This window comes from Nocardia sp. CA-135953, assembly GCF_050955735.1.
Taxonomy (GTDB): Bacteria; Actinomycetota; Actinomycetes; order Mycobacteriales; family Mycobacteriaceae; genus Nocardia.
Genome location: NZ_CP192082.1, coordinates 6,395,993 through 6,409,504 on the forward strand (window position 1 = coordinate 6,395,993; position 13,512 = coordinate 6,409,504).

Genomic DNA, 13,512 nt, shown 5'->3' on the forward strand with positions numbered 1-13,512 from the left:
GTTCCGCCATGAATACGGTGCAGTCATGAAAATCATCCGCCGGGCGACTCTGAGTGACCTCGGCACCATCTGTCGACTCCGGATCCAGCGCACCGCGTGGCTCACCGCGCGCGGCTCCGATCAGTGGACCGTCGCGGGCCGCGGCCTGCCCATCGAGATCTTCGCGCAGGCGGTCGGCGAAGCGCTGGACGCGGGCGAAACCTGGATTGCCGAGGTGACAGGGGAACCGGCCGGAACGATCACCGTCAACGACCGCTCGGATCGGGGGCTGTGGTCGCCATGGGAGCTGGCCGACGCGGTGATCGTCCATTACATGATCGTCGATGTCCGCTTCGCCGGCCAGCGCGTCGGCCACCGGCTATTGGCCCACGCCGCATCGCTTGCGCGCCAACGACAACGCCATTGGGTCCGACTGGACGCCTGGACCACCAACACCGATCTGCACGACTACTACCGCAGGGAAGGCTTCCACTTGGCCAGGATCGCGGGCCCGGCCGCCTCGGGACCGTCCCGCGCGTTGTTCCAACGCCGCTCCGACAGCTGGACCTTCGAGCCGATGACGCCGGTACTGACCCATGTGCCGCTGCCCCCGGCGGCACAGCCGGCGCCGGAAGCTCACAGCGGCGGCAGATAGGCGATCTGCACCATCGCCTGACCGCGGTTGCGCGACACCAGGATGCCGCGCCCAGGCGGCAGTTTCATCGGACGGACATCACCGATCAGCTTGCCCTCGTCCTTGGGGCCGCTCATGATCAGCGCATCGACGGAGAGGTTCTTCATACCGCCGAGCACATTGTCGTAGAGTGCGCGCGAGACGCCGCCGGTGCGTCGGGTGACGACCACGTGCAGACCGATATCGCGGGCCTGCGGCAGGTACTCCAGCAATGGCAGCAGTGGATTGATGCCCGCGGTGATCATGTCGTAATCGTCGATCAGCAGATAGATTTCGGGTCCGGTCCACCAGCTGCGCTCGCGCAGCTGCTGCGGGGTGATGTCGGAGCCCGGAATGCGCTTGGACATGTAGCGGGCGAGTTCGTTGACCATTGGTCCGCAGGTCTGCGATGAGGTGGAGTAGCCGCCGAGATGGGCCTCGTCGACGACGCCGAGCAGGCTGCGGCGGTAGTCGATCAGGATGATCTTGGCCTGCTCCGGTGTCGCGTTCTCGGTAACGCCCATGGCGATATTGCGCAGCAGCGTCGTCTTGCCGCATTCGACGTCGGCGAAGGCCATGAAGTGCGGCTCCTGGCCGAAATCCAGGACGAACGGGTCTAATTCGTTCTCACCGAGCCCGACCAGCACCTTGGTCGGGCCGAGTTCGACCTCGTGTTTGCGCGCGATCGCGACGACCTCGTCGCGACCGATCTGCAATGGCAACATGCGCACCTCGGGGGCGCGTCGACCCGGATAGAGCTGCTGCATCTCGTCTCTGGCTCGGGCGGCGCCTTCGGCCAGGGTCTGCGGATCGGAATCGGAATCCAGCCGGGGCAACGCGATCAGCATATGCAGTTCATCGGGGGTGAGACCGCGACCGGGACGACCGACCGGCACCAGAGCGGCGGTACGCCTACCCATTTCGGAGTCCGTCGGGTCGCCGAGCCGCAGCTCGATGCGGGTGCCGATCTGATCCTTCACATTGGGCCGGATCTCGCCCCAGCGCGCGGCGCCGATGATCAGGTGGATGCCGTACGAAAGCCCCTGTGCCGCAATGGCAGTGATCTGCGGTTCGACGGCGTCGAACTCCTCGCGCATGGCAGCCCACCCGTCGACGACCAGGAAGACATCGCCGAATTGGTCGGCGGCGAGCGGATCGTTGGGATCGGCCGCGGTCCCGTTGATGAGCCGGGCTTCCATCTGGGAGTACTTGCGGCGCCGGAACTCCACCATGGATTCGATGCCGAGTTCGGCGAAGCGCTCCTCGCGCTGACGCATCAGCGTGGTCAATTCGGCGACGGTGCGGCGCACCCGATCGCCGTCCAGGCGGCCCGCGACCGAACCGACATGCGGCAGACCGGACAGACCGGCGAGGCTGCCGCCACCGAAATCGAGGCAGTAGAACTGGACCTGTTCGGGACTGTGCGTCGCCGCGGCGGCCATGACGATCGCGCGGATGGTGGTCGACTTACCCGACTGCGGACCACCGACGACCGCGACATTGCCTTGGGCACCTGCCAACTGGATGGTCAGCACGTCACGGCGCTGTTCGTAGGGTTTGTCGATGATACCGATCGGCATCCACAGCTGGCCGTGCCGGTTGACCGGGGAGCGCCAATCCGGATCGGGCAGCAGCATATCCACCGTCGGCGATTCGTCCAGCGGCGGCAACCACACCTCGTGCGCCGGACGGCCGTGTCCGGTAAGGCGTTTCACGACGACCTCGAGCAGCGTCTCCGGAACGCCGCCACCCAGCGGCTCCTGTTCCGGCTCGGCACCCGGAGGCGGCGGCAGATCGGGCAGTTCCATCCGCACTCGTTCGGGCCGCTCCTCGGCCTCGACCGGTCCGGCGGTGAACACCGTCGGCGACTGACCGCCGACCACCCGACCGTCCACCTGCCGGCTGCCGCTCGGTGACACGTACGGCCCGGACACATAGGTCGCGTTGAACCGCAACGGATCGTCGGCATCGCTCTTGAGATAGCCGGAGCCGGGAATGCCGGGCAGGTGGTAGGCGTCGGTGATGCCCAGTACGGCGCGGGATTCGTTGGCGGAGAAGGTGCGCAGACCGATTCGGTAGGACAAGTGCGAATCAAGTCCGCGCAACTTATTCTCCTCGAGCCGCTGCGAGGCCAGCAGCAGATGGACGTGCAGCGAGCGCCCGAGGCGGCCGATCATTACGAACAGATCCGCGAAATCCGGCTTCTGCGAGAGCAATTCGGAGAACTCGTCGACAATGACGAACAGCGCGGGCAGCGGATCGAGCGCGACCCCCGCCGCGCGCGCCTTCTCGTAGTCGGTGACGTTGGCGAAATTGCCTGCGGCGCGCAGCAATTCCTGGCGGCGGTTCATCTCACCGGCCAACGCGTCCTTCATGCGGTCCACCATCGACAGTTCTTCCTCGAGGTTGGTGATGACCGCGGCGACGTGTGGCAGCGAGTCGAGGCCGAGGAAGGTCGCGCCGCCCTTGAAGTCGACGAGCACCAGGTTCAGCGCGTCCGGCGAGTGCGTGGTCACCATGGAAAGCACCAGCGTGCGCAGGAATTCGGATTTACCCGAACCCGTTGCGCCGATGCACAATCCGTGCGGACCCATACCGCTCTCGGCGGATTCCTTGATATCGATTTCGACCGGGGTGCCATCCGGGGTGACGCCGATCGGCACCCGCAGCCGCTCGCGCGCGGTGCGCGGACGCCAAACCCGCGACGGTTCGATCTGCGCCGCGTCCGGAATCTTCAGCAGCGCCATCAGTCCCGGGTCGGTCCTGGTGTCGTCGCCGAGGCTGACGATCTGTGCGGCAGTCGCGATGCGGAATCGGGCCAGGCTACGGGCGAAGGACGCGGATTCCGCCGCGCTCACCTCGTCGGCGGTGGCGAATTTCTCGGTTCCCGCAGCACTTTTCGCGCTCACCGCACCGTCGCCGACAACTAATTGCAGACCACGCCGCGCGGCCAGGCCGTTCTCGGGTGCGGTCAGATCGAGCACGGTGACCGAATCCAGACCGGATTCGCTGACCAGGCGCTCGGTGCCGTTGACGTAGCCGTCGTCGATGATGACAACCAGATGCAAACGGCCCTGTGTCGGTTGCGGATTGCGCATGAAGCGGCCGCGTTCGAGCAGCTCGGAGGCGAGTGCGGTTTCGAGTTCGGCCAGCGAGCCGTACATCATTCTGGCCGAGCCCATGCCGTCGCGGACGGTCGGATGTTGCAGGTGCGGCAGCCATTTCGCCCATTCCCAGGCCGGACCGTCCGGATCGGCGCAGACGATGGCGACCGTGACGTGGTCGGGGCCGTGAAATGCGGTGAGCTCCATCAGCATCGCGCGCGCCAGCATCCTGGCTTCCTCGGCATTGCCACCGATATTGATGGCGGGGAAAGCGCGAAGCGACACCGCGGTCGGCAGCTGGTGCACCACCGAATGGGTTCGTACGAAACGGCGTAACGCAACGGTGGAGACCGGCTCCAGATCTTCCAGCGGCCCGGTTTCCGGACGCGCCAACTTGGTCGCCAACCGGTGGCTGCCCACCCCGACCCGTACATGTCCGAAGTCCGGATCGTTCGGCCTGCGCTCCCACATCCGGCGGGTGCCGACCACCGACGGCAGATCGATCGGTTCCGGATGACTCCAGATCAGCGATTCCAGCTGCTTAGTGCCGGTGCGGCGGACGTCCTTGCGCATCTGGTCCAGGTAGCGGAAGTAGTCCTTGCGCTCCTCGTTGAGTTCGCCGGCACCCTTGGGGCCGTTGCCCCGCATGCCGAGCATCATGCCGCCCATCGACATGAGCATCATCATCGGGAACATCATCATGAACGGGTTGGCGAGGAGGTTGCGACCCATCATCACCATCATCGCGATCATGCCGACGACGGCGACCACCATGATCACCGGCATCAACTTCATGATCAGTGGCCCCGGCAGGGCCCGCTGGATCTCCGGCGGTGAATTCAACGCCACCTCACCGCCCGGTGCGCGTGGCGGGGCGATGCGGGGGCGGCGCACGAAACCTTCGGTAGCCATGGGTCCCTCTACTGCTCTGTTACTTCGGACTCGAGATCGACGGAACCACGAGCGCGCCGAAACGGAATCGACAGTGCCGCACCGAGTCCCAGCACGATCAGACAGGCGATCGAGCCGATGATCGCGACCCGTCGCGGCAGCGGATCGGGTCCCGCGGGATGTACCGGCGCCGCCATCACACGTGGGATATCGGAGCCGACGCTCACCGGCTTATCCGGGAGTTGCGCGGTCAGCGCGGCCAGCGGATCGATCAGGCCGTGGCCGACCCGATCGTCGCGGCCCGGGCCGGGTGCTTGTGCGGTGCGGGTAATTCGATCGATGACCTGTCCGGCAGTGAGTTCCGGGAATCGGGACCGGACCAGTGCGGCCAGTCCGGCGACATAGGGTGCGGCGAAACTCGTGCCCTGGATGGTTCCGGTGCCCTCCTGGGTGACCGCACCGTTGACCAGTCCGGTGCTGCCCGGCTTATTGTCGAGCGAGACGATATTGCGCCCGATGGCGGCAGCGCCGACCCACGGCCCGTGCAACGACAGCGCCGATGGCGAGCCATTCGGATCGATGGAAGCCACGGTCAGGACGTAGGGCTGGAACCACGCGGGACTCGCGATGGTCTGCACGCTGTCCCAGCCGTCACCGTCGTTCTGCTTCTCGCAGGCACCGCCGTTCTCCACATTGCCCGCCGCGGCGACTACCACGACGTTGTGGTCGTAGGCGTACTTCACCGCGGCACCGAGCGGAACGTCGGCGGTATCGGTTCCGGCTGTGCTGCACGAGACTTCGGAAATATTGATAACCGTGGCACCCATATCGACGGCGCGCACCACGGAGGCGGCCAAGGCGAGCACACTGCCGTATCCGGAGCGCACCATGGCATCCGGCGGCTGATCGCCGCCCGCGCGATCCTTGCGCTCGTAGTGCGTGCTCAACTGGCGGATGGTGAGGATCTCGGCATCGGGAGCGACACCGACGAAGGCATCGTCCGGGCGCGGGCGCGCGGCGATGATGCCCGCGACGAGGGTGCCATGGCCGTCACAGTCGACAGTGCCGTCGGAGTCCGAGACATAGTCGCCGCCGGCTTGCAGTGCGGGCAGTCGCGGATGCCGATTCACGCCGGTGTCGATGACCGCAACCTTTTGTCCCGCACCGCGACTGAATTGCCAGGCGGCCGGCAGGTCGAGTACTCGCTGCGGCAGCGGCGGCTCCGCGGGCGAACCACCGATGAGTGACAGTTCGGCGCAGACCACCTTCTGCTCGGTCGGCTCCAAAGGCGCGGGCCGACCGCTGAGCGCCTGCGCGGGTCCGAGCGCACCCGGGTCGATCCTCGGTGGTGGGACGGCACCGGCCGGAGCGGACCAACCGAGCACCGATGCGCCGAGAACCGCTGCGGTGCAGACGATTCCGGTTCCGCGCCGCCAGCCGGGCTTACTCGCCCGAGCAGTCATATGTTCCTGGCCATCGAATAAACTCCCATGATCCACAGCACCAGCGGGATCACCGCGACGATCAGCAGATATTCGGCGATCTCCATGGCTCGGCGAGTCACCGGCGTCACCTCGAGGTGTGGACCGATCACGCCGAACACCAGCACACCCGCCGCAACGGCCAGCAGCAGCACACCCGCGAGCAGCAGCAGATCCGAATCGCCGAGGGCCAGTGCGGTGATCAGGCCGATGACGATGACGCAGCCACCCGCGATCAGCGCACCGGCCTGCACCAGATCGGCGAAGGAACGACCGCGCAGGCTGATGATCACCGCGGCGATGACGGCGAGCGTAATCCCTTGCCAGCGTGCGGATCCCAGCGGATCGGCGGCGCCGAGCGCACCGGCGGCCGCGGCAATGGCGCAGGCGATGAGCATGCCGGTCTGGTACTGGTTGGCGGCTCTGGCCCGCTCACCGAGTCCGGCGGCCGAGGGCAATGCGGTCGCACCGATCGCGCCGATGCCCTCGATGGTCGGGCGCGGTTCGTGATCGGCCGGATCGATCGCGCCGCCCGCGGTCGGCACCGGTGGGATCGGCAGCCGGGCCAGCACCGCGGCCAGCCGCGGCACCGCGGAGATCAGTGTGATGGCCACCACCAGGATGGCGGCGGAGATCTTGGGCAGATCGGAATCCCAGATCATCCGCACCAGTGCGGCGATTCCGCCGAACAGCGCGACGGTCACCGCGGCCGCGGCGAGCGCGGCACCGGTCGCGGTGGCGCGATAGATCACAGCCGCGGCCACCAGCGTGACCGAACAGCCGAGCAGCAGATGCGGACTGCCGAGATCGCCTGGCACGAATAGTGCTGCGCCACCGAAGAACAACAGCAGCGCACACAGTGACAACCAGGTGGCTGTCAATTGGTCCGCGTACTTACGCGCCGCGATGCCCGCGGCGACGGCAGCGATGATGGCGACACCGGTCGCGAGGAAGGGCGCGGCCACACCATCGCCGTGCGCACGCCCAGCGGCGAGCAGCAGCAGCGCGAGCAGCACCGCCGACACCGCGGCGACCAGACCGGTCCAGCGGGCCGCGGTGGGCGACCAGCCGCGGAAATCGACACTGGTGAGCCGGGATACCGCATCGATGACGTCGTCGAAGAGCGCGGGCGATTCCTTCGCGGTGACCGAGCGCAGCACCAGCAGTTCGCCATCGAACACCTCGGCCTCGGTGAGGCTGCGGCTCGGTGCGATGGCGTCTCGGCCCAGGCGGGCCAGCGTCCAGTGTTCGGTATGCAGTTGGGTGCCGCCGTCGTCGCTCTCCACCACATCGGGATTGCGCGATTCGATCAGGGCGACGAGATCACCGATAAATGTGGCGATCGGCACGGTCGCCGGAAGCCCGACATCGAGCTGGGTATTTCCTCCGATGACGGAGACTCGGCACAGTTCGGGTTCGGCGGCGCGGGTGCCGCTGCTCAACGGTTCGGTCAATTGCGCACCGATCCCAGCTCTTTACGGAACGATCCAAACACTTGCGCCCGGTTTCCTACCTGTCGAACCAACTCTACGACTCGGATCCACTCTCGCACGAACGTTCCCCCCGTCGCATGTGGTCGTCGCACACTTTGCAACCGATCGGTAGCAAAACATAATGTATCGGACGAGCCGAGCCGACGCGATCGCTAAGCTGGTCGGAAGATGTACGCGGACAATCACGCAACAAAATAGATAGCTCCAACCAACACTTCGGGGTTTGACAGCAATGACCGGCAACCGCCAAGCACAACGGGCCTTCGACGCCGGAATCCTGTCGCTGGGCCTGACCATCGACGGACAGGAATCGGCTCGCGATCTCGAGTACGCGAAACTCGCGTTTCAGCGTGCCACCGAGTGGGATCCGACGATGTGCGACGCCTGGCTGGGCCGGGCCGCGGCGGGTGAGGTCACCACCGAGGTGCTCTACAACCTGTACAAGAACAGTGGGACAACACTTTTCCGCGAGCAACGCCGGTTGGGGCTGGCGCCGCGGGCATTGGCCGGACGCTTCCTGGCCGGGCTGTACATCGACTACCCGCTGGCCGGCTACACCGAAATCTGGCTGGCCCAAGCGGCGCAGTTGATTTCCGAGAAGGAGTACGACGAGGCCGAACGGGTGCTCGACGAACTCGCCGCCCATCGCGCCTCGATGCTCTCGGATACCGATCGGGAGATCGACGACCGGATCTGCGCGTATATCCGTGGCGTACTGCACTTCAACACCCAGCGCTGGCCCGATGTGATGGCCGTGCTCGCCGGATCCGCCGATTGGGACGACCCGTATCTGGCCGCGGGCGCACACGTGATGGTCGGCTCGGCATGCGCTCAGCTCGGCCTGTTCGGCGAGGCCATCCGGCGCATGGAACAGGCCGAGGCGGGCCCGATTCCGGCGGCCAGGACCACCGCCATGTTCTGCCGCGGCCTGTGCCTGCGCGAGACCGGTAAAGAGGCCGAGGCGCAGGCCCTTTTCGAGACGGTGTATTCGCAGGCACCGGATTTCGTCGCCAACACCGCAGCCATGCGCGATCGCACCTACCGGCTCACGGTGACAACCAAGGAGTCGATCGACGCGCGCACCGACCGCTGGGATCCGGCCTCGGCACCGTCGGTGGAGGCGATGCAGACCGCCGACGCCGAGGACCGCGCCAAGAAGATCCTGGCGGACGCGCGCGCCGAACTGGATTCCCAGATCGGCCTCGAATCGGTGAAAACGCAGGTCGCGAAGTTGCAGGCGACCGCGCAGCTGGCCAAGATCCGGGCCGAGAAGGGTATGGCCAGCATGGCCCGCGGCAACCACTTGGCCTTCACCGGTCCGCCCGGCACCGGTAAGACCACCATCGCCCGGGTGGTGGCCAAAATCTATTGCGGCGTCGGTCTTCTCAAGACCGATAAGGTCGTCGAGGCCAAGCGTGTGGACTTCGTCAGCCAGAATCTCGGCGGCACCGCGATCAAGACCGACAAACTGATCGATACCGCGATGGACGGTGTGCTGTTCATCGACGAGGCATATACGCTGATCCAGACCGGTCTGCAGGGCGGTGACGCGTTCGGCCGCGAGGCGGTGGATACGCTGCTGGCCAGGATGGAAAACGACCGTGACCGGCTGGTGGTGATCATCGCGGGCTACGACGGCGAGATCGACCGGCTGCTCGCCGCGAACGACGGTCTGGCTTCACGTTTCGCCAAACGCTTGCAGTTCCCGTCGTACACTCCGACCGAACTCGGGCAGATCGGCAGCCTGATCGCTCGCTCGCGCGATTCCGAGTTGTCCGAGGGCGCAATGGAACTGCTGATCGAGGCGTGCGGGCGGCTGTACGAGACCGAGCGCGTCGACCAGAGCGGGCAGCCGCGTCGGGGCATCGATCTCGCGGGCAACGGTCGATTCGTGCGCAACATCATCGAATCCGCCGAGGAGGAACGCGAATTCCGCCTGGCCAATGACGAATCGCTGGATCTGAGCGCGGTAGACGAGACGGTGCTCATGCGCATCGAAGCGCCGGACATGCAGGCAGCGCTCACCGGTGTGCTGGCTTCGCTCGGCGTCTGAACACTCAGTTTCCTACGGGCAAGATATCGTGCTTGACCAGCGCATCGTTCTTGGACAGCGTCGGTCCCGGCACCAGCTGACCGATGATCGACCAGGGGGCCAGGCGCGGTTCGCTGCCGAGTCCGAGCACTTGGGCGGTGGCGATATCCGGGATGCCGTAGCGGATTCCGTTGTCCGCCACATAGAACAGGCCACCGCGCCGCAAACTGCCCGGCTCCGTTCCGGTTACCTGCACGAACTCCCCCGAAGCCGGTGGGATGTAGGCGGAATCGACCCGATCGCCGGTGCCGTCGGAGGTGGCCAAATTCACCGGTTCAGCCGAACCCGGCAGCGGTAGACGGTTGCCCGCGAGCAGGGTGATAGCGGCTCGGTCGGTGGGGCTTTCGGTCGCGTCGTTGGCGGGTTCGGGGCCCTTTTGCCAGCTCAGGCAGGTGACCGGAGCGTCTTCGGCGGAGACGACCTTCGGGGTGGTCGCCGGGAAGTGGTCGAGGGAAAGTTGGTGTAGCACGGGCATATTGGTCAGCACGTCCGGTGGTTCGGCCTTGATCTCGCGCATGCCCTGGGAATTCGCGGTGCGGATGACCTGCGCGGCGAAATCGGTGACCGGCTGCACACCGTCGGCGAGCACCACATACAGCTGGGACTGATCGGTGCGACCGGTGCCGCCGACCGCGATGACCCCGCCGATCGGCACGTCGGAAAGCTTTGCCGGACCGGGCTGTCCGGCCTTCGGAATATCCGGCACGGCCAGCGGCGGAACCGCGATGGCGGCATCCAGCAGGCCGGTGCCGACCGGCCGCGGCTTGTGCCCGGCCAGGTTCAGCGCCCGTGCCAGCACCGAGTTGCCGGGATCGACTTCCGCCCGCTTGCCGTCGTAGATCAGGTAGGTCTTATCGGCCCGCCGCACCAGCAGCGCATCCGATGGGCCGAGGGTGCGAATGCGTTCGTCCAGTTGGGGTTTGCCCGCGAAAACCGCGGTTTCCACACCGGTCGCCGCGGCCGCGCTGCCGGTGATCGAGAGTTGCACCGTTTCGCACAGCGACCAGTCTGAGCGGCCGCCCTGCGTCGAACCGGGCAGTGCCGCGGGCGCACCGGGGATACCGAGCATCGGACCGCGCGGCATCGACGAAAGCTTCGAATCCTTCACCGATTTGGGCGATTCGTTGCTGCCGCTGATCAACCGGGCCGACGCCAGGTTGAGCACCGGGTGCAGGCGTTTGTCGTCCTTCTTGTCCTCGGATTCGGCCACCACCACATACAGCGCGCCGCTGTCCTTGCCGATCACGATGTTCGCGTCGCCGATCGCGCCCTGCGGCCGCAGGAAGGCCAGGATGGCCGCGCCCGCCACCACGAGCAGGCCGAGGGTGGCGCCGACGAGCATCGAACGCAGCTGAGATCGCATGGGGTCGTGCAGCATCCGCACATCGCGTCGGACCAGTGCGTGATCGAGTCGGCGCAGCAGAAAACGGTAGCCGTTGACCTGAGCCTTGGTGGTCAGCTGAGCCGGCACATGGTCTCCATCGAACTACGGGAAGGACTGGATAATTACAGTATCGTTCGGTGCTGCGGTGTCAATCCAGCGACAATTGGGCAAACCATTTCCCGTCCGCGCACACTGGTGTGGCGCGGTACTGTTATCGCAATACTGGTCCGATTATCGGGGACGGGGCTGTGAACAAACGCGATACCGACTCCGGAGCGAACGCGCGTGAATTAACCGGAAACGAAAACTCCGTGAACGCGACGCACACAACGTTACGTGATCCGGAATTCTGGCTGCTGCGTCAAATGCCTTTGCGACTCATGATTCCGCTCGCGCTGATTGCCGCGATCGCGGCCTGGATCGCAACGGCGCTGCATGCACCGATGGTCGCCGTCATCGCGGTCGCCGCGGTCGTTCTCATTGCCGGCGCGGTACCGGTGCGTCGGCGCGAGCCACGCAATATCGTCGGCATGCTGGCGCGCACGATCGCCTTTCGCTGGCGGCGGACCCGGCCCGGTCCCGCCGATGCCGGCCAGGACGCCTTCGACGTGCCGCTGCCCGAGGGCGGCAGTTACGGCGTGCGCTGGGACGGCAATCTGCTGCTCACCATGCTGCGCATCGATCCGCCGCCGGATGCGCTGACGCTGTTGCGGCGCGGTTCGCTGTCCACCGACCAGGTGCTTCCACTCACCGAAATCGGGCGCTGCCTCAGTCAATTCGATATCGACCTGGCCTCGATCGATGTGATCAGCACCGGTGCGCGCACCGCGGGCGGCGGCCCGGTGGCCCAACTCTACGACCGCATCCTCGGCCCGCTGCCCGCCATCGCGCATCGCACCGTCTGGCTGGTGCTGCGGCTGGATCCGCTCGCCAATGCCGAGGCCGTGGACAACCGTGGCGGTGGCGGCGCGGGTGCGCTGCGAACCGCGGTCATCGCGACCCGCCGGGTGGCCAATCGACTCGCGGGCCGTGACATCTCGGTATCGGTGCTCACCGCGGGCGAGATGAACAGCGCGGTGCGCCAACTCACCCGTGGTATCGCACTGGACGGGTTCGTCGAAACCCCGAAATCGCTGGTGCACCAGGGCCTGTACCTCACCAGCTATGAGATCGGCCCGGAGTTGATCGGGTCGCGCGGCTTCGCCGATATCTGGGCCACCCCGAGCCTGACCACGACGGTCACCGTGCGGCTGCGCCCCGGTGCGCGGCGGCCCGGCGAAGGTCGCGAAACCGGTTCCCCGCCGATCAGGCTGGGCGCGCTGGTCCGCTTCGACACCGCGGCCGAACCGGTCGAGCCGCCCGTGCCCGGCCTGCGCACCCTGCCGGGTGAGCAATTCCGCGCGCTGCTGGATTGCCTGCCCGCCCGGACTGCTCGACGCGACGGTGACAGCGCGGGTGACTACCGCGGACCGCTCGCCGCGCTCGACGGCATCGTCGTGCCGACCGCCGGTTGCGGTCAGCTGATCGGCGCCGATAATGCCGGTCAGGGCATCGCGGTGCCGCTGATCGGTGACGGCACCAGACATCTCGAGGTGATCGGCCGATTGGATCTGGCCCAGCAGGTGATCCTGCGGGCCATCGCCCTCGGCGCACACACCGTCGTGCACACCGACCGGCCCGAGGCCTGGCAGTCCATGGTCGCCAATGTCGACGCGCCGCATTCGCTCTCGCTGGCGCCCCGCTTCGCTGGTGCGGGGCATCACGTCGCCCCACCGCAGCCCGGCGGGCCCATTCCCGCCGCGACGGTCGTTGTCTTCGACGGTATCGCCCCCACCGCGCTGACCGGTGGCGCGACGATCGTGCACGTTCGCGCGCCCGAGCAGCCCGATGGGCAGTTCGATGCCGATATCGTTCTGGTGCAGGATGTTTCGGCTCCCAACCTGATCACGGTGCGCACCTCGACGGCCAGCGCGACGGTCAATATGGTCACCACTCCGGACGAAATGTGGTACATCGGCGAATCCCTCGCCGCGGCTCGGTAATGGAACGAATACGGCCGGTCCGGAAGCGTGACGCTCCGGACCGGCCGAATGGCGAGATTCAGGCCCCGAAGCCGTCACCGATCTTGCCGTCGGTGCCGAGCGCGCGGTGCAGCGAGTTCTCCACCGCTGCGGCGACATTGTTGAGCGAGGTGAGCGTGTCACCGTACTCGGAGTGCCAGGCGTCGTAGACCTGCTTGAAGCTGGCGTGGGCCACGTTGTTCTCCCACGCGATCTTGAGCACGCCGCCCGCGTCCTCCATATCACTGCCGTACTTGACCAGGTCGCCGTGCAGGGTGACCAGGTCGTTGAACAAGGCTGTCATCGGGCCCTTGGCGTATGCCATCGTCGACATAGTGAGTTCCTCCGAATCGAA

General features: G+C 66.5%; 8 protein-coding genes. 3 read left to right on the forward strand and 5 right to left on the reverse strand.

Translation table 11 applies throughout. The features are described 5' to 3' along the window. Nucleotides 1-25 precede the first annotated feature (25 nt). Nucleotides 26-634: a GNAT family N-acetyltransferase gene (locus ACQPXH_RS29410; protein WP_433599704.1), complete on the forward strand. Its 609-nt coding sequence runs from the start codon at nucleotides 26-28 to the stop codon at nucleotides 632-634. Here the strand turns inward: ACQPXH_RS29410 and eccCa are convergent. Genes eccCa through eccD form a run of 3 tightly spaced genes read right to left on the reverse strand, consistent with a single transcriptional unit; the run spans nucleotide 616 to nucleotide 7,582 of the window. Further along, complete coding sequence (gene eccCa / locus ACQPXH_RS29415) at nucleotides 616-4,668, reverse strand: type VII secretion protein EccCa (protein ID WP_433599705.1); 4,053 nt, start codon at nucleotides 4,666-4,668, stop codon at nucleotides 616-618. The genes ACQPXH_RS29410 and eccCa overlap by 19 nt on opposite strands. An 8-nt stretch (nucleotides 4,669-4,676) precedes the next feature. After that, nucleotides 4,677-6,110: a type VII secretion-associated serine protease mycosin gene (mycP, locus tag ACQPXH_RS29420; protein WP_433599706.1), complete on the reverse strand. Its 1,434-nt coding sequence runs from the start codon at nucleotides 6,108-6,110 to the stop codon at nucleotides 4,677-4,679. Beyond that, the gene (gene eccD, locus ACQPXH_RS29425) at nucleotides 6,107-7,582 is read right to left on the reverse strand and encodes a type VII secretion integral membrane protein EccD (protein WP_433599707.1); all 1,476 of its coding nucleotides are present in this window, start codon (nucleotides 7,580-7,582) and stop codon (nucleotides 6,107-6,109) included. The genes mycP and eccD overlap by 4 nt, the downstream gene beginning before the upstream one ends. Before the next feature lie 271 nt (nucleotides 7,583-7,853). Between eccD and eccA the strand changes: the two genes are divergently transcribed. Continuing rightward, nucleotides 7,854-9,674, forward strand: a complete 1,821-nt coding sequence (gene eccA, locus ACQPXH_RS29430) for a type VII secretion AAA-ATPase EccA (protein ID WP_433599708.1) — start codon at nucleotides 7,854-7,856, stop codon at nucleotides 9,672-9,674. A gap of 4 nt (nucleotides 9,675-9,678) precedes the next feature. Here the strand turns inward: eccA and eccB are convergent, their stop codons facing one another. Further along, entirely contained in the window at nucleotides 9,679-11,184 is a 1,506-nt protein-coding gene (gene eccB / locus ACQPXH_RS29435; protein WP_433599709.1) for a type VII secretion protein EccB, read from the reverse strand. A gap of 224 nt (nucleotides 11,185-11,408) precedes the next feature. Between eccB and eccE the strand changes: the two genes are divergently transcribed. Beyond that, a complete protein-coding gene (gene eccE, locus ACQPXH_RS29440; protein ID WP_433599710.1) occupies nucleotides 11,409-13,139 on the forward strand; it encodes a type VII secretion protein EccE in 1,731 nt (576 codons plus the stop codon). A gap of 58 nt (nucleotides 13,140-13,197) precedes the next feature. Here eccE and ACQPXH_RS29445 read toward each other — a convergent pair whose 3' ends face one another. Continuing rightward, nucleotides 13,198-13,491, reverse strand: a complete 294-nt coding sequence (locus ACQPXH_RS29445; protein ID WP_433599711.1) for a hypothetical protein — start codon at nucleotides 13,489-13,491, stop codon at nucleotides 13,198-13,200. Nucleotides 13,492-13,512: the final 21 nt, after the last annotated feature.

What these genes read in the sequence shown, in the direction of transcription:
- ACQPXH_RS29410 (WP_433599704.1), top strand. Translation starts at nt 26, where the DNA reads ATGAAAATCATCCGCCGGGCGACTCTGAGTGACCTCGGCACCATCTGT.
- eccCa (WP_433599705.1), bottom strand. Translation starts at nt 4,668, where the DNA reads ATGGCTACCGAAGGTTTCGTGCGCCGCCCCCGCATCGCCCCGCCACGC.
- mycP (WP_433599706.1), bottom strand. Translation starts at nt 6,110, where the DNA reads ATGACTGCTCGGGCGAGTAAGCCCGGCTGGCGGCGCGGAACCGGAATC.
- eccA (WP_433599708.1), top strand. Translation starts at nt 7,854, where the DNA reads ATGACCGGCAACCGCCAAGCACAACGGGCCTTCGACGCCGGAATCCTG.
- ACQPXH_RS29445 (WP_433599711.1), bottom strand. Translation starts at nt 13,491, where the DNA reads ATGTCGACGATGGCATACGCCAAGGGCCCGATGACAGCCTTGTTCAAC.